Source organism: Candidatus Pantoea formicae, assembly GCF_011752625.1.
GTDB classification, from domain to species: Bacteria; Pseudomonadota; Gammaproteobacteria; order Enterobacterales; family Enterobacteriaceae; genus Pantoea; species Pantoea formicae.
The window spans coordinates 92,166-115,904 of the sequence record NZ_VWXD01000006.1; the positions used below are offsets into that span (position 1 = coordinate 92,166).

The 23,739-nt window shown below is 54.0% G+C and carries 23 protein-coding genes; 12 read left to right on the plus strand and 11 right to left on the minus strand.

Annotated elements, in window-relative coordinates:
- The first annotated feature begins 49 nt into the window (after positions 1-49).
- Positions 50-1,240 (plus strand): cystathionine beta-lyase, encoded by a 1,191-nt coding sequence (gene metC / locus F3J38_RS17810; protein ID WP_167140661.1) that lies wholly within the window; start codon positions 50-52, stop codon positions 1,238-1,240.
- Positions 1,241-1,346: 106 nt separating this feature from the next.
- Entirely contained in the window at positions 1,347-2,009 is a 663-nt protein-coding gene (locus F3J38_RS17815; RefSeq protein ID WP_167140663.1) for a DedA family protein, read from the plus strand.
- Between the two features lie 95 nt (positions 2,010-2,104).
- Here the strand turns inward: F3J38_RS17815 and F3J38_RS17820 are convergent, their stop codons facing one another.
- Positions 2,105-3,013: an AraC family transcriptional regulator gene (locus F3J38_RS17820; protein WP_167140666.1), complete on the minus strand. Its 909-nt coding sequence runs from the start codon at positions 3,011-3,013 to the stop codon at positions 2,105-2,107.
- A 206-nt stretch (positions 3,014-3,219) separates the two neighbouring features.
- On the opposite strand from F3J38_RS17820, the gene dkgA reads away from it, so the two are divergent.
- Positions 3,220-4,047: a 2,5-didehydrogluconate reductase DkgA gene (gene dkgA, locus F3J38_RS17825; RefSeq protein WP_167140668.1), complete on the plus strand. Its 828-nt coding sequence runs from the start codon at positions 3,220-3,222 to the stop codon at positions 4,045-4,047.
- Between the two features lie 49 nt (positions 4,048-4,096).
- Here dkgA and ftsP read toward each other — a convergent pair whose 3' ends face one another.
- The 3 genes from ftsP to parC all read right to left on the minus strand — a co-directional run bounded on the left by ftsP (position 4,097) and on the right by parC (position 8,683).
- Positions 4,097-5,524 (minus strand): cell division protein FtsP, encoded by a 1,428-nt coding sequence (gene ftsP, locus F3J38_RS17830; protein WP_167140670.1) that lies wholly within the window; start codon positions 5,522-5,524, stop codon positions 4,097-4,099.
- A 109-nt stretch (positions 5,525-5,633) separates the two neighbouring features.
- On the minus strand, positions 5,634-6,371 hold the full coding sequence (locus tag F3J38_RS17835) for a 1-acylglycerol-3-phosphate O-acyltransferase (protein WP_167140672.1): 738 nt from the start codon (positions 6,369-6,371) through the stop codon (positions 5,634-5,636).
- 38 nt (positions 6,372-6,409) lie between these two features.
- The gene (gene parC, locus F3J38_RS17840) at positions 6,410-8,683 is read right to left on the minus strand and encodes a DNA topoisomerase IV subunit A (protein ID WP_167140674.1); all 2,274 of its coding nucleotides are present in this window, start codon (positions 8,681-8,683) and stop codon (positions 6,410-6,412) included.
- A gap of 410 nt (positions 8,684-9,093) precedes the next feature.
- On the opposite strand from parC, the gene F3J38_RS17845 reads away from it, so the two are divergent.
- The 6 genes from F3J38_RS17845 (at position 9,094) to F3J38_RS17870 (ending at position 14,579) form a co-directional block, all read left to right on the plus strand.
- The gene (locus F3J38_RS17845) at positions 9,094-10,656 is read left to right on the plus strand and encodes a BglG family transcription antiterminator (RefSeq protein ID WP_167140676.1); all 1,563 of its coding nucleotides are present in this window, start codon (positions 9,094-9,096) and stop codon (positions 10,654-10,656) included.
- A gap of 18 nt (positions 10,657-10,674) precedes the next feature.
- Positions 10,675-11,145 carry a PTS sugar transporter subunit IIA gene (locus tag F3J38_RS17850; protein WP_039328602.1) on the plus strand — a complete coding sequence of 157 codons (471 nt, stop codon included), beginning with the start codon at positions 10,675-10,677 and terminating at the stop codon, positions 11,143-11,145.
- 24 nt (positions 11,146-11,169) lie between these two features.
- Positions 11,170-11,484: a PTS fructose transporter subunit IIB gene (locus tag F3J38_RS17855; protein ID WP_034828411.1), complete on the plus strand. Its 315-nt coding sequence runs from the start codon at positions 11,170-11,172 to the stop codon at positions 11,482-11,484.
- Between the two features lie 11 nt (positions 11,485-11,495).
- Positions 11,496-12,587, plus strand: coding sequence for a PTS fructose transporter subunit IIC (locus tag F3J38_RS17860; protein WP_167140678.1), 1,092 nt, complete (start codon positions 11,496-11,498; stop codon positions 12,585-12,587).
- Positions 12,588-12,596: 9 nt separating this feature from the next.
- On the plus strand, positions 12,597-13,448 hold the full coding sequence (locus F3J38_RS17865; protein ID WP_167140680.1) for a class II fructose-bisphosphate aldolase: 852 nt from the start codon (positions 12,597-12,599) through the stop codon (positions 13,446-13,448).
- A 267-nt stretch (positions 13,449-13,715) separates the two neighbouring features.
- Complete coding sequence (locus F3J38_RS17870) at positions 13,716-14,579, plus strand: ketose-bisphosphate aldolase (protein ID WP_034828403.1); 864 nt, start codon at positions 13,716-13,718, stop codon at positions 14,577-14,579.
- 86 nt (positions 14,580-14,665) lie between these two features.
- On the opposite strand, the gene F3J38_RS17875 is transcribed toward F3J38_RS17870, so the two are convergent.
- Complete coding sequence (locus F3J38_RS17875; RefSeq protein WP_205298309.1) at positions 14,666-15,430, minus strand: transporter substrate-binding domain-containing protein; 765 nt, start codon at positions 15,428-15,430, stop codon at positions 14,666-14,668.
- 161 nt (positions 15,431-15,591) lie between these two features.
- Here F3J38_RS17875 and F3J38_RS17880 point away from each other — a divergent pair, with 161 nt between their 5' ends.
- Both F3J38_RS17880 and F3J38_RS17885 read left to right on the plus strand, forming a co-directional pair.
- On the plus strand, positions 15,592-16,173 hold the full coding sequence (locus F3J38_RS17880) for an NAD(P)H-dependent oxidoreductase (RefSeq protein ID WP_167140685.1): 582 nt from the start codon (positions 15,592-15,594) through the stop codon (positions 16,171-16,173).
- 31 nt (positions 16,174-16,204) lie between these two features.
- Positions 16,205-16,513 (plus strand): putative quinol monooxygenase, encoded by a 309-nt coding sequence (locus F3J38_RS17885; protein ID WP_167140687.1) that lies wholly within the window; start codon positions 16,205-16,207, stop codon positions 16,511-16,513.
- Between the two features lie 36 nt (positions 16,514-16,549).
- Here the strand turns inward: F3J38_RS17885 and F3J38_RS17890 are convergent, their stop codons facing one another.
- The 6 genes from F3J38_RS17890 to nudF are packed head-to-tail and all read right to left on the minus strand — an operon-like array spanning position 16,550 to position 21,953.
- Positions 16,550-17,449, minus strand: a complete 900-nt coding sequence (locus F3J38_RS17890) for a LysR substrate-binding domain-containing protein (protein WP_167140689.1) — start codon at positions 17,447-17,449, stop codon at positions 16,550-16,552.
- Positions 17,450-17,506: 57 nt separating this feature from the next.
- Entirely contained in the window at positions 17,507-19,402 is a 1,896-nt protein-coding gene (parE, locus tag F3J38_RS17895; protein ID WP_167140691.1) for a DNA topoisomerase IV subunit B, read from the minus strand.
- Positions 19,403-19,449: 47 nt separating this feature from the next.
- Positions 19,450-20,031, minus strand: coding sequence for an esterase YqiA (gene yqiA, locus F3J38_RS17900; RefSeq protein ID WP_167140693.1), 582 nt, complete (start codon positions 20,029-20,031; stop codon positions 19,450-19,452).
- A 3-nt stretch (positions 20,032-20,034) separates the two neighbouring features.
- Positions 20,035-20,862 (minus strand): 3',5'-cyclic-AMP phosphodiesterase, encoded by an 828-nt coding sequence (cpdA, locus tag F3J38_RS17905; RefSeq protein ID WP_167140695.1) that lies wholly within the window; start codon positions 20,860-20,862, stop codon positions 20,035-20,037.
- A gap of 33 nt (positions 20,863-20,895) precedes the next feature.
- Positions 20,896-21,321, minus strand: coding sequence for a DUF1249 family protein (locus F3J38_RS17910; RefSeq protein ID WP_167140697.1), 426 nt, complete (start codon positions 21,319-21,321; stop codon positions 20,896-20,898).
- Positions 21,318-21,953 carry an ADP-ribose diphosphatase gene (gene nudF / locus F3J38_RS17915; RefSeq protein WP_167140933.1) on the minus strand — a complete coding sequence of 212 codons (636 nt, stop codon included), beginning with the start codon at positions 21,951-21,953 and terminating at the stop codon, positions 21,318-21,320. The genes F3J38_RS17910 and nudF overlap by 4 nt, the downstream gene beginning before the upstream one ends.
- Positions 21,954-22,165: 212 nt before the next feature.
- On the opposite strand from nudF, the gene tolC reads away from it, so the two are divergent.
- A complete protein-coding gene (tolC, locus tag F3J38_RS17925) occupies positions 22,166-23,638 on the plus strand; it encodes an outer membrane channel protein TolC (RefSeq protein ID WP_167140699.1) in 1,473 nt (490 codons plus the stop codon).
- The last annotated feature ends 101 nt before the right edge of the window (positions 23,639-23,739 follow it).

Sequence of the window (23,739 nt, forward strand, 5' to 3'; positions counted from 1 at the left end):
GTTTCATGGTAACGTGGATGTTTTGTAGCACGTGTCAGGAAAGGCAGTGATGGCAACGAATAAAATTGATACCACGCTGGTTAGCGCGGGACGCAGCAAACGTTACACTCAGGGCTCAGTCAACAGCGTGATTCAACGCGCTTCGTCACTGGTTTTTGACACGGTTGCTGACAAAAAACACGCGACGGCGGGTCGCGCTTCAGGTGAGCTTTTCTATGGTCGTCGCGGTACGCTCACACATTTCTCGCTGCAAGATGCCATGACCGAACTTGAAGGTGGCGCAGGTTGCGCGCTTTATCCGTGCGGTGCAGCAGCCGTTTCCAATGCCATTCTTTCTTTTGTTGAAGCAGGCGATCACATTCTGGTGAGTGGTGCGGTCTACGAGCCGACGCAGGATTTCTGCACCAAAATCCTCAGCAAACTGAATGTCACTACCACCTTTTTTGATCACTGCATCGGCAGCGAAATCAGTGAACTGATTCAGCCCAATACCCGTGTGGTGTTCCTTGAATCCCCTGCTTCCATCACCATGGAAGTGCAGGATATTCCGGCCATCGTTGCCGCAGTTCGCGCGAAAGCGCCTGACGCCATTATCATGATCGATAATACCTGGGCGGCGGGCGTATTGTTTAACGCGCTGGAGCATGGCATCGATATTTCTATTCAGGCCGGCACCAAATACATCATTGGTCACAGCGACGCGATGATTGGGACAGCGGTGGCCAATGAACGCTGCTGGCCGCAGTTGCGCGAGAATTCATACTTGATGGGGCAGATGGTGGACGCCGATACGGCGTATATGGCCAGCCGTGGATTGCGCACGCTCGGCACCCGTTTGCGCCAGCACGAAGAGAGTGGCTTACAGGTCGCCGAATGGCTGGCAGCCCAACCGGAAGTGGCGCGCGTCAATCACCCGGCTCTGCCGCAGTGCAAGGGCCATGAATTCTGGCAGCGAGATTTTAACGGCAGCAGCGGGCTGTTTTCCTTCATCTTGCATGACAAGCTCAGCCGTGAGCAGTTGGCAAATTATCTCGACCATTTCCACCACTTCAGCATGGCTTATTCATGGGGCGGTTATGAATCACTGATTCTGGCCAACCAGCCGGAAGAACTGGCAGAGATTCGCCCAGCAGGTGGTGTTGATTTTTCCGGTACGCTGGTGCGCTTGCACATTGGTCTTGAGCATGTCGATGACTTGCTGAGTGACCTGAAAGCGGGCTTTGCGCGCTTGAAACAGTAAAAAAGATAAACAAAAGCTAAACCGTTCCGTGCCATGCAGGAGAGATCAACAAATGCGATGGCACAGAGGGTTAAAATAGAAGCCTTGTGACTCGATGGGATAGCAGATGGGTGTTTTACATGAGATTGTCCACGCGCTCTGGCATCAGGACTTTGCCGCGCTGGCCAATCCGGATGTCGTGTGGGTTGTTTACGGCGTGATGTTTTTGACGCTGTTTCTGGAAAACGGTTTGCTGCCCGCCTCTTTTCTACCGGGTGACAGCCTGTTGCTGCTCGCGGGTGCCATGATTGCCAAAGGCGTAATGGATTTCGTGCCGACGATGGTGATCCTGACCACCGCTGCCAGTCTGGGATGTTGGTTGAGCTATCTGCAAGGTCGATGGCTCGGCAATACCCGTTTGGTGAAAAGCTGGTTGATGCACCTGCCCGCGCAATATCATCAGCGGGCGTGGAATCTGTTTAACCGTCACGGCCTGATGGCGCTGCTGGTCGGTCGTTTTCTGGCTTTTGTACGCACACTGTTACCGACCATGGCTGGCATTTCTGGCTTGCAGAATGGGCGTTTCCAGCTGTTTAACTGGCTGAGCGGCGCACTGTGGGTCGGTATTGTGGTCGCGATGGGGTACGGTATCAGTCAGGTGCCGTTCATCAAGCGCCACGAAGATCAGGTCATGGCCGTGCTGATGGTGCTGCCGATGGTACTGCTGTTTGTCGGATTAACCGGCAGCATTGTGGTGATTTGGAAAAAGCGCCGTCAGAAAATATCATGATTGATGGGCTTGCCCTCCATCACTGATATTTTCGGTCGCGGCGCGATTTAGGGCGCGGGATTCAGAGACACGCAATGAATTGCGCCGCAGCACCTTCAGGCGGCGTCAAACGGCAGCGTTTGGCGCACGCGACTGGCCTCTTCTCCCGGCGTTACGCCGAAATAACGTTTAAACTCCCGCGAAAATTGCGATGGGCTTTCATATCCCACGCGCACGGCCGCCGCACTGGCCTTCATCCCATCCTGTAACATCATTAATCGTGCCTGGTGCAGGCGATAACGCTTTAAGTATTGCAGCGGTGAAGTCTGCGTCACGGCTTTGAAGTTGTGGTGGAACGCTGAGACACTCATATTCACTTCCGCTGCCAGCACCTCTACGCTGAGGCTCTCAGCAAAATGATTTTCGATACGACGTAATGCGCGCGCGATCTGACTAAACTGCGTCTGACGGTTGACCAGTGACAGCAGCGCACCGCCAATCGGCCCGGTTAGCACGTAGTAAATCATCTCACGTACCAACTGTGGTCCTAGTACGCGTGCGTCTCGCGGTTTGTTCATCACATCCAGCAGACGTTCAGCCGCGCACAGCATCTCTTCACTCATAAACGCGGAATGGATACCCGATGTCTGGACCTGCGGCTGAAACTGTTCATCGTCGCCGATATCCATCAACAAATCCTGCAAGCTGGCAGTGTCCACGCTCAGGCACATCCCTGCCAACGGCTCCTGCACCGTGGCGACGGTTTCGCACTCGACCGGCAGCGGCACGGTGAGCATCAGGTATTTGGTGGCGTCGTAGTGAAATACCGTGCTGCCGAGATAGCCGGTTTTGCGTCCCTGAAACAGAATCACAATACCGGGCTGATACATCATGGGCGTTCGCGGCATTGTCTCGCAGGCGTAAATCAGCTTCACATTTTCCACTGCACACAGCGGCTGGTGCTGATCGTTAACTAACGTCACCACACGCTGCGCCAGCTGGCGGCAAAGGGCATCGTTCGGCATCACTCTCTCTCAGACAGCAAAAAAATTAGTTTGCCGTAATGCTGCTCAAAGCTCCACCACTCAGGAGAATCAGGCAAGATTCTGGCAGAAATGGCCAGGGAAAAAGGGCGACATGATTGCCACAATGATCCTCCGGTTAAGTTTGTTGACTAGACTTAACGGCAACGCTTTTAACGGTAAGTCACTGCGACAGATAAGGAGCAACTATGGCAGAGCAACCCATTATTAAACTGCACGACGGCAATATGATGCCGCAGCTTGGGCTAGGCGTGTGGCAGGCAAGCATTGATGATGCCCGCAACGCGATTGTTGAAGCGTTGAAAGTCGGTTATCGCTCCATTGATACCGCCGCCATTTATAAAAATGAGGAAGCCGTGGGGCAGGCGCTGCAGGAAACCGATGTCGCGCGCGATGACATTTTCATCACCACCAAATTGTGGAACGACGACCAGCAAAACTGGCAGGCAGCCATTGAAACCAGCCTGAAGAAATTGCAGCTCGAGACCGTCGATCTCTATTTGATGCACTGGCCGTGCCCAGAGAAAGATCACTACGTTGAAGCCTGGAAAGGACTGATTGAGCTGCAAAAGCAGGGGCTAACCAAAAGCATCGGCGTTTGCAACTTCCACGAGGCACACCTTAAACGTCTGATCGATGAAACGGGCGTCTCACCGGTGGTCAATCAGATTGAGCTGCACCCCATGTTACAGCAGCGCACGCTGCATGCGTGGAACGCATTGCATCAGATTCAAACCGAGTCATGGAGCCCGCTGGCGCAAGGCGGTAAAGGGGTGTTTGATCAGGAGATCATCCGTGAGTTGGCGAAGAAGTACGGCAAAACGCCTGCGCAGATTGTGATCCGTTGGCATCTGGACAGCGGATTAGTGGTGATTCCAAAATCCGTGACGCCAGAGCGTATTCGTGAAAACTTCCAGGTGTTTGATTTCCGATTGGAAAAAACAGAAATCAGCGAGATTACCAAACTGGATAGCGGTAATCGTTTGGGGCCTGACCCAGAGAAGTTTAACGGTTAAGTCAGTACGGTGCGCATTCATGCGCACCGTTTTCATACTCACCGCTAACTCAAGGCACCGGATTAACCTGCAACTGCCCCGCCGTACCGCGGTCCGCTAATTCCAGCGTCTGGCTATAGTAGACAAACGGGAAGTGATCTGAGGAACTCTGCGGGAAACTCACCAATAGCTCGACATCACCGTCCACCCACACCGTATCTTTCCAGCCGCGATCTTCACCCATGGGCTGCGCGCCATTCACGTTTTTCACCAGGAACATCACGCCCTGAATATGCAGCGACTGCGGGCGGTCGGCGTGGATGATCCAGCGCTCGAACGTGCCTTGCTGCACCGTGGTGTCGATACGGTTCATGTCCCATAACGCCCCGTTGATACCCGGAGCGCTATCGCCGATACGGAATTCGCGTGTACGTACCGCGACGCCATCCAGAATCTGATCCGCCAATAAACGCATCGGTAGATTATCCGTAACCAACGGCAGCAAACCGGTCGGGCGAAGGCTCAGCACCAGCGTGTTAGCCAGAATCGACGAGGGCTCAAACAGGCCGCGCAGGCGATCCATCAAACCTGCCGCGGTGCCTGCCGTAATGGAGACTTCATCACCCTGCGACATATCCACCAGCACTTCCCGGCGTTCGCCCGGAGCCAGTGACAGTGTTTGCACGGCAACCGGCGCAGGCAAGAAGCCCTGATCGCTGGCCACAACCGTAAACGGTCGATTGTCTGAGAAACTCAGATCAAAACGGCGCGCGTTTGAGGCATTTAGCAGGCGTAAACGCACCCAGCCACGAGACACTTCAACGTAGGGATTTTGCACGCCATTGACTAATAGCGTGTCACCGAGAAAACCGCCTTCGGATGGCGGGTTGTAGACCGGCGTCGCAAAATTATCGAGACGCTTGTCCTGAATAATCAGCGGGAAGTCATCCACGCCGTAATGCTTGGGCAGCGGCAGCGCTTTGCTGACCTCATCCTCAATCAACCACATGCCCGCCAAACCATTGTAGACATGCGGTGCCATACGGTTCGGCGTATTCGCGTGATACCACAGCGTAGCAGCGCCCTGGCGAATTGGCAGCACCGGTGCCCAGTCTACTCCCGCTGACATCATGCGTGGCGCGCCCCCCATTAATGCCCCTGGGACTTGTAGCCCGCTGACGGTCATAGCGACCGGTTCGTTGAGCCGGTTGCTGTAAATCAGTTTGACGTCATCGCCGCTATAAACACGCACCGTTGGACCCAGGTACAGCCCGTTAATACCCCATACCGGCGCTTTATTACTGTCGCCGCTGAATGACCAATGACTGCGTTGCAGCGTCAGAAACAGCGGCTGACCACGACGTGATTCAATCAAAGGTGGAATCGGAAGAGGCACATCGCCCGGCGGTGCCGCAGCGTGAGCGGCATAAGGCATGCTACTTGAAGCCAGCGCAACACCGGCGGAAAGCTGAATAAACTGACGTCTGCTGCAAGACATAAAACTTCAGACCTTTTGAGCGGGGCGTGAAGACGCCGTGTCCATGTTGTTCTTGTAAGTGAGTGATTGCTGTGATGAGCGCGGGGCAGAGTCTCTACCCCGCGGATTGTTAGATTTTACCGTTTTTTTCGCGTTCGGCGACTTCAGCGTTCAATTCTTCTAGCTTAGCAGACATTAATTCACGGCAATGCGTCGCTAGCTTACGCACGGAGGTGCTTTCGAACTGCTTGGTGTCCACGGGAGGCAGCATCTCAACAATCACCAAACCATTATTCCAGCGATTGAGCTTCACTTTACCGTGGGTGTTAGACACCACGACCGGGATGATCGGCACGCCCGCCGCCACCGCTGCGTGAAAGGCACCGGTTTTAAACGGCAGTAAGCCGCGACCACGGCTGCGCGTGCCTTCTGGGAACATCCAGAATGAGATTTTCTTTTTATTAAACTGCGCGACCAGTTCACCGATGGTGCCATGCGCTTTCGCCCGGTTATCACGGTCAATCAGCAGGTTGCCCGTCAGCCAATAGAGTTGACCAAAGAACGGGATCCACAACAGGCTTTTTTTACCCACGGTGACCGTGGTCGGCTGCACAATCTTCGCAGCCGTGATCATGTCGTAGTTGTTTTGATGGTTCGCGATGTAAATCGCGTTGCCATAGCTCCCCGCATCGGCTGGCTTACGTAGTTCAACTTTGACGCCAAAAACCGTCGAGAGGCGTCCCAACATATGGCCAAACGTCGCGACGTGACGCGGATTACGCGGTGAGAACAGACACCAGATACTGCCGAAGATACAGACCAAAATTGAATAAACGATAACAATAATCGTGCGTAAAATTAGTAACATAGCTTCCTCAAAGTTGGCATTCCATCGCCTGATCAGTTTTACTCTTCGCTACTCGCGTCACTCTTCGGGCGCGCTGGCGCGTTCACTTCCACGCTGTCAATGCGCTGCAAACCACGCGACACACTGCCGCGACGGCCGCGATCGGCACGGACTTTTTGCAGGTCCTCATCGCGCATAATCAGCTTACGCTTGCCGACATGAATAGTGATGGAGCTGCCTGGCGGCAGAATCAGCAGCCATTGCAGTTTATCCACACCTGCTGCGGCATCCGCTGACGGAATCGAGATGATTTTATTCCCTTTTCCTTTCGACATCTGTGGCAGATCGCCCACCGGGAACATCAGCATGCGGCCAGCTTGGGTAATCGCCAGCAGCATATCATCGCCCGAATGGACCGCCATCGGTGTCATCACCTTGGCGTTATCTGGCAACGTCAACAGCGCTTTACCCGCACGGTTACGGGAAATCAAATCTGCGAAGGTACAGATAAAGCCATAACCGGCATCCGAAGCCATCAGCAACTTCTGCTCATCCGGCTCCATCAACACTTGTTCAAATGCGGCACCCGGCGGTGGCGTCAGCTTACCGGTCAGCGGCTCGCCCTGACCACGTGCTGACGGCAGCGAAGTCGGGTCCAGGGTATAACTGCGGCCCGTTGAGTCGATAAAGGCCACCGGCTGGTTGCTCTTACCGCGTGCAGCGGCGAGGAAGCTGTCCCCTGCTTTGTAGCTCAAGCCGGAAGGATCGATATCATGACCTTTCGCACTACGCACCCAGCCCATCTGTGACAGAACGATAGTCACCGGCTCGGCGCTGACCAGCTCTGTTTCGCTCAACGCTTTGGCTTCTTCACGCTCACGCAGTGGCGAACGACGATCGTCGCCGTAAGTTTGCGCATCGGCCAACAGCTCTTTCTTCAGCAGGTTGCTCATCTTGCGCTCGGACGCCAGAATCGCCTGCAGCTGATCGCGCTCTTTCTCCAGTTCCGCTTGCTCACCGCGAATCTTCATCTCTTCCAGTTTGGCGAGATGGCGCAGTTTTAATTCGAGGATGGATTCCGCTTGCGTGTCGCTCAGTTCAAAGCGCGACATCAAGACCTGTTTGGGTTCGTCCTCAGTACGGATGATGTGGATCACTTCATCAATATTGAGGAACGCCACCAGCAAACCTTCGAGGATATGCAGGCGACGCAGCACACGATCCAGGCGGTAGTTCAGACGGCGCGTCACCGTATCGCGACGATAAACCAGCCACTCAGACAGGATTTCCAGCAGGTTTTTCACCGCCGGACGGTTATCCAGCCCAATCATATTCAGGTTAACGCGGTAGCTCTTTTCCAGATCGGTGGTGGCAAACAGGTGGTTCATCACCTGCTCCAGATCAACACGGTTGGAACGCGGCACAATTACCAGACGCGTAGGGTTTTCGTGGTTGGACTCATCACGCAGATCCTCAACCATTGGCAATTTTTTATTGCGCATCTGGTTAGCGATCTGCTCCAACACGCGCGCGCCAGAAACCTGGTGCGGCAGCGCAGTGATCACCACTTCACCGTCTTCTTTTTTCCACACCGCACGCTGACGGATGGACCCACGTCCGCTTTGGTATATCTTACGGATCTCGCTGCGTGGCGTAATGATTTCCGCTTCGGTCGGGAAATCCGGCCCTTGCACAATGTCCAGCAGCTCATCGAGCGAGGTATCGGGCTTGTCGATCAGCTTGACTGCCGCTTCCGCCACTTCACGCAGGTTATGTGGTGGAATGTCGGTGGCCATGCCGACCGCGATGCCGGTAGTGCCGTTCAGCAGGATATTCGGCAGACGCGCCGGCAACATTTTGGGTTCCTGCATGGTGCCATCGAAGTTCGGAATATAATCGACGGTCCCTTGCCCTAACTCCCCGAGCAGAATTTCAGCGTATTTGGACAGGCGCGATTCGGTATAACGCATCGCCGCAAAGGATTTAGGATCATCAGGCGCCCCCCAGTTCCCCTGTCCATCGACCAGCGGATAACGATAGGAAAACGGCTGCGCCATTAACACCATCGCTTCGTAGCAAGCGCTGTCGCCGTGCGGGTGATATTTACCCAACACATCACCCACGGTACGTGCAGATTTCTTAAATTTGGCGCTCGCATTGAGGCCCAATTCTGACATCGCATAGACAATGCGGCGCTGCACTGGCTTAAGGCCATCACCGATATACGGCAGTGCGCGGTCCATAATCACGTACATGGAGTAATTCAGGTACGCATTTTCGGTAAACTTGTGCAGGGCAAGACGCTCTGCACCATCCTGCGTCAATTCGCTCATTAAGCTCGCATCCTCACTTCGTGGCCCGCAACGGCGGGGCATCCGGCGGTCATTTGGCGAGGATAGTACCTTATTCGTGCGTGTTAGTCACAGGGAAGGCAGTGGCGATGGAAAGAATCCTGTGGCGTTAAATAACGTGACATTGGTTGGAAAAATAAAAAGGAATGCGAGCAATATCACAATTAATACGCCTATTAATATGTGAGCAGGATCGCAATTAAATTCCCATCATTTTAGGTGTATTACTGCTGTCCGTAATCATGGACAACATTTAGTATTGTTGCTTACGCCGTCCTTTCCTAAATTTATACTCCATAAGAAAAACTTTTTGCGCTCCTGGTTTCTGGCATCAAATAAATATATCGAGGAAATAATCTTAAAAACGATTGACCAAAATAAAGGGTGACCGAATGCAAATACTGACTTCGCGACAACACCGTTTAGTCAAAATACTGTTGCAACATGCCGCACAGCAGCCGATCAGAGAGTTAGCCTTACAACTGGGTGTGTCGGACAAAACCATTCAACGCGATTTACAGTGGCTGGAGAGCTGGCTGAGTAGTTGGTCAATGGTGCTGGAAAAGACACCGGGACGCGGCGTGCGATTGCGGGTCGATGATATCCAACAACGTTTGCAGTTGGAGCAGCAGCTGAATGGTGATGAAAGCAGTGCCGATGCGCTGGGGCAGAACAGCCGTAGAGTGAAAATTGCCTCACAGCTGCTGAGCGACGCACCGCGAGCCACCTCCATCAGCAAATTGTCAGAACGCTATTTTATCAGCCATGCCTCAATCGTGAATGACCTGAAAGTCATTGAGGAGTGGTTACAGCCCTTGGGTTTGACACTCCAACGCGGACCAGGGGGTACGCATATAGAGGGAAATGAGCAAACGCTGCGGCAGGCGATGGTTTCATTGATCAATGACGTGATGCAGCAAAACGTCGCCGGGACGCCGCTGTTACCGCGTCTCGATCCTGGTAGCCAGCAAGCGTTGGTGCATTATTTTGGCGATGAGGATGTGGCTTTTGTGCAGGCGCTGCTGCAACAGATGGAGCAGCAGCTCAGTTACCCCTTAAGCGACGCCTGGTACCTGAATCTCTGTACCCATATTCTGATCATGATGCATCGTATGGCGCAGGGGAATGCGCTGGCACTGACCACCCTGACCACCATGCAGGACCTCGACCAGCGTATTTTGGTTATTGCGCAGCAAATGGTGATGCAGATTGAGCAGCGTATGTGCTGCGCTTTGCCAACAGATGAAGTCGGATTTATTTATCAATATATTGTTTCATCCGGCATTGTGGTGGAAGAGCGTGGTGATAATGCGCCCGTGCACAATCAATTTTCTACGGCTGAATCCGTAAAAATAACCTGTGAATTAATTGATCGATTTTCCGCTTTTATTCAGCAGGACTTAGCGCAGGACCGCTTATTATTTGACGGATTGCTGGTACATATAAAACCGTTATTAAATCGACTCAAATATCATATTCATATTCGCAATCCGCTGCTGGAAGATATTCAACAGGAAATGAAGGGCATATTTTCTTTGACGCAACAAGCGATGCAATTGACGGCGCGAACCTTTGCCCTGTCACCCGTGGCGGATGACGAAATTGGTTATCTCTGCGTGCATTTTCAGGCGGCACTGGAGCGACAAATCGCCCACAAACGCATTCTGGTGGTGTGCTCAAGCGGTGTGGGCACTTCACACCTGTTGAAAAGCCGCATTTTGCGCGCCTTCCCTGACTGGGAAATTGCGGGCGTGGTGTCTGCCAGCAATCACGCGGCATTTTGCCAGAACCAGCCGGTAGATTTGGTGATTACCACTATCCATCTCGATGTCGGCACCATTCCGGCCGTATATGTGAGTGCATTTTTTAACGATGACGATATTCGGCGGGTCACTGACGCCATGATTGGCAGCCAGCTGCCGGACGGTGCGCCTTGCGCCCTGGTTGAACATTAATTGAATGAGGTAGAACCCATGGATATTTCCCGCATTCTGACGCCCCGTCGCGTTAACCTGGCGCTGACTGCCACCACCAAAGAAGAGGTGATTAATGAGCTCACCGACCTGCTTTATCAGGATGGCGCCATCACCGATCGGGCGGCGTTTATTGAAGATGTTTGGTTGCGTGAGGCCGAAGGATCAACCGGCTTTGAGAACCATGTCGCTATTCCACACGGCAAGTCTTCCGCCGTGCTCCATACCACGCTCGCCATTGGCCGTACCCAACAGGATATTCCGTGGGAAACGCTTGATGGTAGCCAGGTGCGCTGCATCATCCTGTTCGCAGTGCGACTGGAAGATCAGAACACCACCCATATTCGCCTGTTGTCGCAGGTGGCCAGCGCGCTGGCCGATGATGAGGTGATTGCCCAATTGCTGGTGGAAAACGACCCCAGCAATATCATCCGGCTGTTTAGTCAGTACGCCGAAACCGACCTCTGTTAACACCCTAACTCTCTGAGGTGACACATGAATATCGTCTGTGTAGCGGCCTGCACCGCAGGCATCGCGCATACCTATATTGCGCGTGAAAAACTGATCAAAGGCGCTCATGCACTGGGCCACACCATCCACGTTGAAACCCAAGGCACCATCGGCACCGAAACCGCGCTAACCCGTGAAGATATCGCCGCCGCTGACGTGGTGATCCTCGCCATTGATGTGAAGATCAACGGCGAAGAGCGCTTCCAGGGCAAACCCATCGTACGAGTGAAAACCGAAGTGGTGATCAAGTCACCGGTGAAATTCCTCGAAAAAGTGGCGGATTCACTGGCGCGTGCCTGAGGAGATCCATCATGAACGAGAACAAACGTCAGTACGGGCAGGAGATCAAAGGTCACTTACTCACCGGGATCTCCTGGATGATCCCGCTGATCGTCGCCGCCGGGATCTGTATCGCGCTCGGCCAGGTGATCGGCGGGCCGGATGTCGGTAAACACCCAGGCACCCTCGCCTGGATGTTGAACCAGATAGGCGGCTGGGGCATGGGGTTGATCGTACCTTTGATCAGCGCGGCGATCGCTTACTCCATCGCCGATCGTCCCGGCTTTGCGCCCGGTTTGATCGTGGGCTTTATCTGCGGCCAGATTGGCACCGGTTTTATCGGCGGCATGCTCGGTGGTTTCCTGGTGGGTTACACGGTGCTGCTGCTGCGCCGCATCATCAAGCTGCCACAATCGATGCAGGGGTTGATGCCGATTATGGTGCTGCCGGTGCTGAGTACCATCATCGCCGGGCTGTTAATGATGACCTTCATTGGTCAGCCAATTGTCTGGCTGCAAAAGGCGCTGATTCACTTGCTGGAGTCAATGCAGGGCGGATCGAAGTTTGTGCTGGGTGCGGTGCTGGGCGCGATGGCGACCTTTGACTTTGGCGGCCCGATCAACAAGACCATGTCACTGTTCGCTGACGGCATGCTGGTTGACGGCATTTACGGGCCCGAAGCAGTGAAGTTTGTCGGCTCAATGATTCCGCCGTTTGGTATCACGCTCTCTTATCTCCTGACCCGCCACAAGTACACCAAAGCGGAAAAAGAGGCGCTCAAGGCCGCCTTCCCGATGGGGATCTGCATGATCACCGAAGGGGTGATTCCGATTGCAGCACGTGACCTGCTGCGCGTGGTCGGCAGCTGTGTGGTGGCCTCTGCCATCGCCGGTGGGCTGATTATGGTGTGGGGCGTGGAAGCGCCGGTGCCGCACGGCGGGATGTTTGTGGTGCCGCTGTTTACCAAACCCTTGATGTTCTGTCTGGCGCTGGGTATCGGCACCGTGGTGTGCGGGGTGATGCTGTCGCTGATGAAAAAACCGGTGACGCAGGCAGATGAAGAGTTCGATGACGTGGAAGCCCCTGGCGTCCGCGATGAAGAGATCAAATTCACTCTGGAATAAGGAGCCACCATGTTTGCCATGATGAACGACCTGATTCAGGCCGCCGCCAAACAGCAGTATGCGGTGCTGGCGATCAACTGTTTTAACCTCGAAACGGCACGTGCTGCGATCCAAGCCGCCGAACAACAGCGCGCCCCGTTGATTCTCAATGTGTATCAGGGCCACAGCGCACACTTTCCTCCTGCTGTCGCCGTGCCGTTGGTGCAGGCGCTGGCCAGCGCCGCCACCGTACCTATTGCCCTGGCACTGGATCACGGCAAAGCCTTCCCGCTGATTGGTCAGGCGTTTCGCGCCGGATTTACCGGGCTGATGATTGATGCGTCCGCCGATCCGCTGGCGGAGAACATTCGCCAGACGGCTACGGTGGTGAAAATGGCGCACACCGCAGGCGTCTGTGTGGAAGGTGAACTCGGACATATCGCTGATGCCCCAACTTACGAGTTGGCGGACGCCTCAGTGAAGATGACGCAGGTTGCCGACGTGCTGCCATTTATCGAGCAAACCGACATCGATCTGCTGGCGATTTCGGTGGGTACGGCACACGGGCTCTATCCGGCGGGCGTGAAGCCGAAGATTGATTTCCAACGTTTACAGGAGCTGCATGCGGTCTCCACGCGTCCTCTGGCACTGCATGGCGGTTCGGGCACGCCCGCCGAGGATATTCGCCGCGTCAGTCAGCATGGTGTGGCGAAGATTAATGTCGGCGCGGCGGTGTTTGATGCCGGTAAAAATGCCGTCGAGCAGGCGCTGAAACAGCATCCACACGCAGAACTGGCCGACCTGCTCGGGCTGATGGAATCTGCCTGCCGCGAGGTGGTGATTGAGTATCTGAGCTGGTCGGGATCGGCTGGCAAAGCGTAGTTCGCGGACGCGCCAGATCACCATAAATGTCACCACTCCGGGGACCCGTAGGAGACGGATTTATGCATATCGTTGAAAAGAATACACGTGATTTGACGCATTAATACGCACCTGAAACGCCGCTTCGATCATCGCGATTCAAAGCAGCGGCAAGATAAAGCGCGATAAGTCGCGCAGCGACAGGAATCAGAAGCATTTCCCTTATATCCATCATCGGGTCGGCGCACGCGTCGGCTCTGGTAAAACTCACGTTGAGGAAATATTAACATGTTGATTTCAATGAAAGAGATGTTGGCACCGACTCGTGAACACCGCTACGCCATCGGCGCATTTAACGTGGCAGACAGCTGCTTTATCCGTGCCGTGGTGGAGGAAGCCGAAGCCACCAACACTCCGGCGATCATCTCGATTCACCCGAGTGAGCTGGAGTTTGTGACCGATGAATTCTTTGGCTATGTGCGGGAACGCACGCTGAAGAGCAAAGTCCCCTTCACCATTCACCTCGACCACGGCGCATCAATTGCGCAGGTGCTGCGCGCCATCCAATGTGGATTTACGTCGGTGATGATCGATGGATCACTGCTGCCGTACGAAGAGAACGTGGCGCTGACCAAAGAAGTGGTGAAACTGGCGCATTCAGTAGGCGTATCTGTTGAAGGTGAACTCGGCACCATCGGTGATACTGGCACCACGGTAGAAGGCGGCGTCAGCAAGGTGATCTATACCGAACCGGCGCAGGCTGAAGATTTTATCCAGCGTACCGGCGTCGATACCCTTGCCGTGGCGATTGGCACCGCGCACGGCATCTATCCAAAAGATATGAAGCCGGAACTGCAGATGCATATTCTGAAAGACATTGCCCAGCGCACTGATATTCCGCTGGTACTGCACGGGGGTTCCGCTAACCCGGATGCGGAGATTGCCGAGGCAGTGACGCTCGGCGTGGGCAAAATCAATATTTCCAGCGATATGAAGTACGCCTACTTCGCTAAACTGCGCGAGATTTTGGCGCGCGAAACCTGGTGGGACCCGAACGTGATTTACCCGGAAGCCATTACCGCTGCCAAAGCGGTGATTCGCTACAAGATGAATCTGTTTGGCGGATTGGGTAAAGCGAGTTTGTATCGCTGAGTGCAGGAATGGGGCCACGTTGCCCCTTTTAAGCCACGCACTAAACCGCGCCGCTCCAGTAGCGGCGCGATGCATCAGGCCTGAGTTTACTTAATCACACCCAGCCACTGCGAGGCGATCTGCGCATATTCGCCGGTGGCGGTGCTGAGATGCAGCCACTGATCGACGTACAGTTTCCAGCTCATATCATCACGCGGGATCATGTAGGCTTTCTCACCGTATTGCATCGGCTTATCCGGATTGATGGCGCACAGCGTCGGGTAATGCTTCATCTGGAACAGCGCTTCGGACGCATCCGTGATCATCACATCGGCTTTCTTATCCACCAACTGCTGGAAAATACCGACGTTATCGGCCAGTTGCAGCGTTGCCTGCGGTAAATGACTGTGCACAAAGGCTTCATTGGTGCCGCCAGCCGGTTCGATCACCCGCACACTCGGCTTATTGATCTGCTCTACCCTTTGATACTTATCTTTGTCATCGCAACGTACCAGCGGGATTTTACCATCCACGCCCAGCGGCTGCGCGAACCAGGCAATCTGCTGGCGTTTTAAGGTAACGGAAACGCCACCCAACGCGATATCACACTGCTTGGCGACAAAGTCGTCACTCATGGTTTTCCAGGTGGTGGGTACCCACTGCACTTTCGCGCCCAGACTCGCCGCCAGTGACTGCGCCATGCTGATATCCAGCCCTTCATACTGCCCATCACTGCGCAGATAGCTGTAAGGCTTGTAGTCACCGGTGGTACAGACTTTAAGGGTTTTGCTGCTACGAATTTCATCGAGGTGGGACTGCGCCGACGCAGCGCCCGTCACCAGAAGTAATGCACTCAGTATCGCGGTTTTCATGGGTTCTTCTTTTTTTGTTGATGTTGGTTTGCGTGCGGATTGTTTCATGAACGTCCGCATTATTGCTTTATTAGCAAAAGTCTTGTGATCAATCACGCATTTTTCTGCTTCGCCTGCGCGCGTACAGTGTGCGCCATTACAGGAAACGGAGCGAATCATCCATGAGCAATATTTTCATTATCGACGGCGGTAAAACCTTCGCCCACTCCAAAGGCGAACTGAACCATACCCTGACTGACGTTGCCGCCAGCCAACTGCGTGATTTGGGCCATAACGTGCAGATCACCGTTGCCGATAGCGACTACAACGTAGCAGAAGAAGTGCAGAAATACCTCGATAGCGATGTGGTGATCTACCAGATGCCAGGTTGGTGGATGGGCGAGCCGTGGACGGTTAAAAAGTACATTGATGACGTGTTCACCGAAGGCCACGGTTCACTGTATGCCAGTGACGGCCGTAGCCGCAGCGATGCGGGCAAGAAATACGGTTCGGGCGGTCTTATCCAGGGTAAAAAATATATGCTGTCGCTGACCTGGAATGCGCCGCTGGAGGCCTTTACCGATCCCGATCAATTCTTTGAAGGCGTGGGCGTTGATGGCTTATATCTGCACTTCCATAAAGCCAACCAGTTCCTCGGAATGGAAGCTCTGCCGACCTTTATCTGTAACGATGTAATTAAGATGCCTGATGTGCCACGCGATATTGAACGTTATCGGACTCATCTCAGCCAGATCTTTGCTTAACTTAAAGCACACCGGGAAAAGAGGAAGCACTATGTTAACTGTCGTTGCAGAAATTTGTATCAAGCCAGGTCGCCGCCATGTGGTACTGGAAGCCATCAACAAGCTGATCCCTACCGTGCTGGAAGAGGACGGGTGCCATCAGTACGATGCGCTGGTTGACCATCAGGCACAGGTGCCGTGGAAGCAGAATTCGCCAGATTCCATTTTCATGCTAGAGCAGTGGGAATCGCTGCGTCATCTCGAACAGCATCAGCAGATGCCACATATGGATGCACACCGCGCCATCATCAAAGATGAAGTGGTCGATGTGAAAATCCTGGTGTTGGAACCGGCTCGCTAATCGCGTGAAGCCTCTGCGTGGGCAGAGGCTTTGGTATTACAGCAGCTGATTTTCCAGAATTTTTTCGCGTAAGAAATCCAGAAAACAGGTAATGCGAGAAGTCAGAGATTGGTTGCGGTAATACACGGCATGGATCGGTAAGCACAACTCGCGCGTTTCCTGCTCCAAAACCTGCACTAAATCTCCGCGCGCGCGATCCTCTCGACTGACAAAATCCGACAAGCGAGCAATTCCCTGCCCCGCTAACGCTAGCTGACGCAACGTCTCACCACTCGAGGCCGATAGCGTCGGTTTAATTTGCAAATACTCCCCCTCCCTTTGCCACACCGGCCAGACATTGTGCGCATCTAACTGACTGAAACCGAGCAGTTGATGTGATGACAATGACTCCACCGTTTCCGGGGTGCCGTACTGCTGCAGATAGGCCGGGCTTGCCACTAAGCGCGTCGCACTGCTGCCCAGCACGCGGGCGCGCAGCGTGGAATCACGCAGCTCACCGACGCGGATGGCAATATCCGTCTGCTGCTCCAGCAGATCGATCATGATGTCGTCGGTGTTCAACTCCAGCTGAATCTGCGGATAGCGCTGTCGGAACTCTGCCACCAGCGGAACGATGACATGCAGCATAAAAGGTGCGTTGGCGTTTACACGCAATCTGCCTGACGGAATATCTCGGCGCTGGGCGATCTGCTCTTCCGCCAGCTCTACCGACGAGAGGATCTGGCGTGCGTGATCGAGGAAAATTAATCCTTCTTCCGTAAGGGCCAAACGACGAGTGGTGCGATGCATAAGCGTGGTTTTCAGCTTGCTTTCCAGTCGACTCAGCGCACGACTGATGCCTGAACTGGTTTGATCGAGCTGATCGGCCGCCGCCGTGATCGATCCGGTGTCCACCACCGCCACCCAGGCGCGCAACTCTTCCAGTGTGATTTTCACGTTCCTGTCTCCGGGACTCGCCCCAAATAACAAGGGACGCCGTAGCGTCCCCTGTGATTAAGCTTCCAGGTCGGCGAGGTCGCCTTTTTCCTGTAGCCAGTTACGGCGATCTTCAGAACGCTTTTTCGCCAGCAGCATATCCATCACACGCAGCGTCTGCTCGACATCATCATCGCTGACTGTCAGCTGTACCAGACGGCGCGTGTTAGGGTCGAGCGTGGTTTCACGCAGCTGCAGCGGGTTCATTTCACCCAAGCCTTTAAAGCGCTGCACGTTAGGTTTACCTTTCTTGCGCTTCAATTGCTCAAGCACGCCTTCTTTCTCGTCTTCATCCAGCGCGTAAAAGACTTCTTTACCGAGATCAATGCGATACAGCGGTGGCATAGCCACGTAAACATGGCCGTGTTGCACCAGCGAGCGGAAATGCTTCACAAACAGCGCGCACAGCAAGGTAGCGATGTGCAGTCCATCGGAGTCCGCATCCGCCAGGATACAGATCTTGCCGTAGCGCAGCTGACTCAGATCTTCACTGTCAGGATCGATACCGATCGCCACCGAAATATCGTGTACTTCCTGCGATGCCAGCACTTCGTCTGACGACACTTCCCAGGTGTTGAGGATCTTACCCTTCAGCGGCATGATCGCCTGATATTCACGATCGCGCGCTTGCTTGGCCGAGCCACCTGCTGAGTCCCCTTCCACCAGGAAGAGTTCGGTACGATTCAGATCCTGTGCGCTACAGTCTGCCAGTTTGCCTGGTAGTGCCGGTCCGCTGGTGAGCTTTTTACGCACCACTTTCTTGGCGGCACGCATACGACGCTGGGCGCTGGAGATGGCCAATTCGGCCAGCATTTCTGCGGCCTGCACATTCTGGTTCAGCCACAAGCTGAACGCATCTTTCACGATAGCAGAGACGAAGGCCGCACACTGACGTGAAGAGAGACGCTCTTTGGTCTGACCGGCAAACTGCGGATCCTGCATTTTCACCGACAGCACGTAAGCGCAGCGATCCCAGATATCTTCCGCCGACAGTTTTACGCCACGCGGCAAGATATTGCGGAATTCACAGAATTCACGCATCGCATCCAGCAAGCCCTGACGTAAGCCGTTAACGTGCGTACCACCTTGCATGGTGGGGATCAGGTTGACGTAGCTTTCCATCAACAGCTCGCCACCCTCAGGCAGCCACAGCAGCGCCCAATCCACCGCTTCAACATCACCCGCAAAGCTGCCGACAAAGGGCTTCTCCGGCAAGGTGGGCAAGCCGTTTACGGCTTCACTCAGGTAATCTGAAAGACCACCGTGATACAGCCAGGTCTGCTCGGTATCGTTCACCTTGTCTTTGAAGACAATTTCCACGCCCGGACAGAGAACCGCTTTGGCTTTCAAGACGTGCGTCAGGCGCGAAACAGAGAAGCGTGGGCTGTCGAAGAAACTTTCGTCCGGCCAGAAATGAACGCGCGTACCGGTGTTACGTTTGCCAACTGTACCGGTGACGGTGAGATCCTGCACTTTATCGCCATTTTCGAAGGCGATGTCATACACTTCGCCGTTACGACGTACGGTGACTTCGACACGTTTTGACAGGGCGTTAACTACAGAAATCCCCACGCCATGCAAGCCGCCGGAGAACTGATAGTTTTTATTAGAGAATTTGCCACCCGCATGCAATCGGCAGAGGATCAGCTCAACCGCGGGCACGCCTTCTTCGGGGTGGATATCCACCGGCATGCCACGACCGTCATCGATCACTTCCAGCGACTGGTCAGCATGAAGTATGACTTCCACGCGTTTGGCGTGACCTGCCAGCGCCTCATCGACGCTGTTATCGATCACTTCCTGGCCCAGATGGTTAGGGCGCGTGGTATCGGTGTACATCCCTGGACGACGACGCACCGGTTCAAGGCCGGTTAAGACCTCAATGGCATCGGCATTATAACTTGATTGGCTCATCGTAACTGTCTGATTAGCAATAGAAATAAGGGCCCATCTCGCAGCAATCAGGGAGCATTTAATCCCAAGAAATCAATCATCTGCGCAAAATGGCGTTCGAATCCGATATAGGCATGATTGCCACCCTCTTCGACCGTCTGGCGGCATGCGCTGTAGTATTCCAGCGCCTGGCGGTAATCGAGCACTTCATCGCCGGTCTGTTGCAGCAGCCAGAGTAAATCGGGCGCTTCGAGAGGGTCAATCTGCATGACTTTCAGATCGTAAATGTGGCGAGACTCTAACACATATTGTTGGCCGGTGTAGGGATTCCGGTTTTCCCCGAGATAATCGACCAGCAGTTCGAAGGGCCGTACCGCCGGATTGACCACCACCGCCGGCAGCATAAAGCATTGCGATAACCAAGTGGCGAAGTAGCCACCCAGCGACGATCCCACTAAACCTAAGGGCTCGCCCGCGTACTGCATCACCAACTCTTCCAGCATACTGGCCGCTTCTGCAGGGAAAGTGGGCAATTGAGGCACCATCACATTGATATGCGGATGGTGCAGATTAACCCATTGTTGCAGCTGAGTGGCTTTGGCCGATTGCGGTGAACTATTGAATCCATGCAGATAGATCAGCGCCGCCATCGTTTAGTAGCCCTCAGAATCAAGATCGGGGCGGAACATGTCGCTTTGCAGGCGGTTGACTTCCGTTTCCAGCGAACCATCGGCTTTCAGGGTTAACCAGCGCCAGCCCGGTGCCACATTATCAATAGTGAAATTGGTGCAGTGCGGTTTGAACTGGACACAGGTAGAGGGTGACGTCAGCACGCGGCGACCATGCCAGTCCAGATCCAACTCTTGATGAATATGGCCACACACCAGATTTCGCGCTCGCGGAAAGTGTTGCAGCACGGCCTCTAACTGATGCGGATTACGCAGGCTGTGTTGATCCAGCCAGGTACAGCCAGATGCCAGCGGATGGTGATGCAGTAACACCAAGGTGTGGCGTTCAGGGTGCTTACGCAGTGCGGTATCGAGCCATTCCAGTTGGTATTCGCTTAACATGCCATGCGGCACACCAAATACCTGACTATCCAGTAACACCAGTTGCCAATGTTCGCCCAACAAGACGTGTTTATCTGCAGCAATCCCTGCATCAGCCAGCGTATCGACCATGGCCGGTTGGAAATCGTGATTACCCGGCAACCAGACACAGGGTTTCGGCAGGCGTGTGATGCCCGCAACAAAGTGCTGATAAGCTTCGACGGTGTGATCCTGGGCGAGATCGCCAGTGGCGATAGTCAGATCGTAATCGCGCTGTTGCGCCATGATGGCGTCCAGCACCGCATCAAAACTCGACCAAGTATTTACCCCAAGCAGCGATTGATGTTTTCCTGCAAAAAGATGGGTATCCGTGATTTGTAAAATCCTGATATCGGCCCCATTTGCCGCAGGAAGAGTGAGCAGGCTATCCAAAGCGTTTCCTTTATCTCCACGCCATATACGCTATCAACAAACCGGCACTGCCACAGCGCCGTGCGCCAGACAATATCTCAACCAATCTGCAAGAAACTGGTTAATCTGATGTTTTTCATCGCGCTGATGCAGTTTTTTATTAGGATAATCATAGCGCGCTTTGAAACGATAGATCTGCTGAGTGGAACACACTTCAGCGACCATCGCATCATGATAGAGCCGTACCGACATGGAAGGTAGGCTCCAGTAACTGACTGCAGGGGCCACCTGGCGAACTTCGACCAGCGTAGTGTAACGCGTAGACTCTTCAATAGTGAGCTGATAACTGGCGCCGTTCACCTGATAGATCACCGACGCGCCTGCCTCGTCATTGCGCGGCAGCAGGCGACGCAGCTGGGCGAAATTGGTTTCGCACAGGCGCATCATTTCGGGAAAGTCAGGGGTATAGCGCTGTTTCATTTTAGCTTCCACTCTTGTCGTAGTTTCTCATGGTGCAACGCCAGCCATTGCAAGGCGATGACAGATGCCGCGTTATCAATAATCCCCTCTTCCACCCAGCGATAAGCCTGTTCGCGGCTGACCACATGGACAAGAATATCCTCATTCTCTTCCTCCAGCCCGTGATTTCCTTCTGCCAGGCTGGCATCCACTTCGCCCACCAGCACCGACAAACGCTCAGATGTTCCGCCGGGGCTGGCTAAGTAATTCACTATCGGTTTCACGCGGCCAACCTTGAGGCCCGCTTCTTCTACCGCTTCACGTCGCACCACATCTTCCGGGGTTTCACCCGGCTCGATGATACCGGCCACCATTTCCAGCAACCAGGGCGTTGGGCTGGAATCAAAAGCCGGGATGCGGATCTGTTCGATCAGCACCACTTCGTCACGTAAGGGATCATAGGGTAGCAGCACGGCGGCGTGTCCGCGCTCAAAAACTTCGCGCACCACTTCACCGCTCATCTCGCCATCAAAGCGGCGGTGGCGGAAACGGTAGCTGACAATGGAAAAAAAACCATCGTAGCGTGTTTCTCGTGCAATAATTTCTACATCGTTTTTTGTGAAAGTCACAGGGGATTTTTTTTCACCCGCCATCATCTGGTTCCTTATGCAGATTGGGATGGAGCGAAGAAAAGCCAACCCTAGTGCTCCGTCCGAGTGGTTCTTTCTGAATTATTTACGTAAATTAGGGGGAGAAGGCACGTTCAGCCAACTTATCTGTCATGCCGCCTCTGTAGAATCGGCGATTATTTTTTGGCTTACCTGCAGCACTACCAGTGCAATTTGCTGCATCAAAAGGAATGCAAATGAAAAAACTGCTCCCACTTTTTATTGGACTGAGCTTGGGCGGATTCAGCCTTGCCAGCCAGGCAGAGAACCTGTTGCAGGTCTACCAGCAGGCGCGCCTGAGCAACCCGGATCTGCGTGCTTCGGCCGCTGACCGCGATGCCGCCTTTGAGAAAATTAATGAAGCGCGTAGTCCATTATTGCCGCAGTTAGGCTTGGGCGCAGATTATACCTATAACAACGGCTACCGTGACAGCAGCGGTCTCCATTCCAACACGACCAGCGCTTCTCTGCAATTAACTCAAACTATTTTCGACATGTCGAAATGGCGTGCGCTGTCATTGCAGGAAAAAACCGCCGGGATTCAGGACGTCACCTATCAGGTTGCGCAGCAGGATCTGATTCTGAATACCGCAACCGCCTATTTCAACGTCTTGAAGGCGATTGATACCCTTTCTTACACAGAAGCGCAGAAACAGTCCATCTACCGCGAATTGGATCAAACCACCCAGCGTTTCAATGTTGGCTTGGTGGCGATTACTGATGTGCAAAACGCCCGTGCGCAATATGACAGCGTTTTGGCTAGCGAAGTGACCGCGCGTAACAACCTGGATAACGCGGTGGAATCGCTGCGTCAGATCACCGGCATGGATTATCTGGCGCTGGCCTCACTCAATATCGACCGCTTTAAAACTGCGCGTCCTGATGCCGTTGCTACCCTGCTGAAGCAGGCTGAAAGCCGTAACCTCAACCTGCTTTCTGCACGTTTGAGCCAGGATTTAGCCCGTGAGCAAATTCGTTCTGCTGAGTCAGGCCATATGCCAACGCTGGATCTGACGGCATCGACCGGTATGTCCAACAGCAAATACGGCGGTAGCCGTGCTAATCAAAGTTCCGGCACCACGGATTCCATCACCGGTTCCAACCAGGTTGGCCTGAGCTTCTCACTGCCGCTTTACAGTGGTGGTTCGGTGACGTCTCAGGTGAAACAAGCGCAATATAACTTTGTTGCTGCCAGTGAGCAGTTGGAAGGTGCACATCGCAGCGCGATTCAGACTGTGCGCTCTTCGTTCAACAACGTTAACGCCTCTATCAGCAGCATCGATGCTTACAAGCAGGCCGTCGTGTCTGCTCAGAGCTCATTAGATGCGATGGAAGCGGGCTACCAGGTCGGTACGCGTACCATCGTTGATGTGCTGGATGCGACCACCACACTGTATAACTCAAAACAGCAGCTTTCTGATGCGCGTTACAGCTACCTGATCAACCAGCTGAACATCAAATACGCTCTGGGTACGTTGAATGAGCAGGATCTGCAGCTGTTGAACAGTTCACTGGGCAAAGAGATCACCACGGCTCCAGAAGTGGTTGCGCCAGAGAACAACCAACAAGCCGCGCGTGTGGATAATGGCCCTAAAGCCACCGCACCTTCAGCCGCCGCCAAAGCGCGCCCGGCTGCGGCTCGCAGCAGTGGAAATCCATTCGGTAATTAATCTCTTGAGGGGCCGCTTGCGGCCCCTTTCGCATTCAAACGTATAACAACGTAAAGATCCCCCAGCCATTCGGCGAGTCGCTTCAATTTCCACCCCTCATC

What these genes read in the sequence shown, in the direction of transcription:
- F3J38_RS17860 (WP_167140678.1), top strand. Translation starts at nt 11,496, where the DNA reads ATGAACGAGAACAAACGTCAGTACGGGCAGGAGATCAAAGGTCACTTA.
- F3J38_RS17820 (WP_167140666.1), bottom strand. Translation starts at nt 3,013, where the DNA reads ATGCCGAACGATGCCCTTTGCCGCCAGCTGGCGCAGCGTGTGGTGACG.
- ftsP (WP_167140670.1), bottom strand. Translation starts at nt 5,524, where the DNA reads ATGTCTTGCAGCAGACGTCAGTTTATTCAGCTTTCCGCCGGTGTTGCG.
- F3J38_RS17880 (WP_167140685.1), top strand. Translation starts at nt 15,592, where the DNA reads ATGAGCAATATTTTCATTATCGACGGCGGTAAAACCTTCGCCCACTCC.
- F3J38_RS17870 (WP_034828403.1), top strand. Translation starts at nt 13,716, where the DNA reads ATGTTGATTTCAATGAAAGAGATGTTGGCACCGACTCGTGAACACCGC.
- F3J38_RS17835 (WP_167140672.1), bottom strand. Translation starts at nt 6,371, where the DNA reads ATGTTACTAATTTTACGCACGATTATTGTTATCGTTTATTCAATTTTG.
- F3J38_RS17845 (WP_167140676.1), top strand. Translation starts at nt 9,094, where the DNA reads ATGCAAATACTGACTTCGCGACAACACCGTTTAGTCAAAATACTGTTG.
- F3J38_RS17815 (WP_167140663.1), top strand. Translation starts at nt 1,347, where the DNA reads ATGGGTGTTTTACATGAGATTGTCCACGCGCTCTGGCATCAGGACTTT.
- dkgA (WP_167140668.1), top strand. Translation starts at nt 3,220, where the DNA reads ATGGCAGAGCAACCCATTATTAAACTGCACGACGGCAATATGATGCCG.
- yqiA (WP_167140693.1), bottom strand. Translation starts at nt 20,031, where the DNA reads ATGGCGGCGCTGATCTATCTGCATGGATTCAATAGTTCACCGCAATCG.
- nudF (WP_167140933.1), bottom strand. Translation starts at nt 21,953, where the DNA reads ATGGCGGGTGAAAAAAAATCCCCTGTGACTTTCACAAAAAACGATGTA.
- F3J38_RS17910 (WP_167140697.1), bottom strand. Translation starts at nt 21,321, where the DNA reads ATGAAACAGCGCTATACCCCTGACTTTCCCGAAATGATGCGCCTGTGC.
- parC (WP_167140674.1), bottom strand. Translation starts at nt 8,683, where the DNA reads ATGAGCGAATTGACGCAGGATGGTGCAGAGCGTCTTGCCCTGCACAAG.
- F3J38_RS17865 (WP_167140680.1), top strand. Translation starts at nt 12,597, where the DNA reads ATGTTTGCCATGATGAACGACCTGATTCAGGCCGCCGCCAAACAGCAG.
- F3J38_RS17850 (WP_039328602.1), top strand. Translation starts at nt 10,675, where the DNA reads ATGGATATTTCCCGCATTCTGACGCCCCGTCGCGTTAACCTGGCGCTG.
- F3J38_RS17885 (WP_167140687.1), top strand. Translation starts at nt 16,205, where the DNA reads ATGTTAACTGTCGTTGCAGAAATTTGTATCAAGCCAGGTCGCCGCCAT.
- metC (WP_167140661.1), top strand. Translation starts at nt 50, where the DNA reads ATGGCAACGAATAAAATTGATACCACGCTGGTTAGCGCGGGACGCAGC.
- tolC (WP_167140699.1), top strand. Translation starts at nt 22,166, where the DNA reads ATGAAAAAACTGCTCCCACTTTTTATTGGACTGAGCTTGGGCGGATTC.
- F3J38_RS17875 (WP_205298309.1), bottom strand. Translation starts at nt 15,430, where the DNA reads ATGAAAACCGCGATACTGAGTGCATTACTTCTGGTGACGGGCGCTGCG.
- F3J38_RS17855 (WP_034828411.1), top strand. Translation starts at nt 11,170, where the DNA reads ATGAATATCGTCTGTGTAGCGGCCTGCACCGCAGGCATCGCGCATACC.
- parE (WP_167140691.1), bottom strand. Translation starts at nt 19,402, where the DNA reads ATGAGCCAATCAAGTTATAATGCCGATGCCATTGAGGTCTTAACCGGC.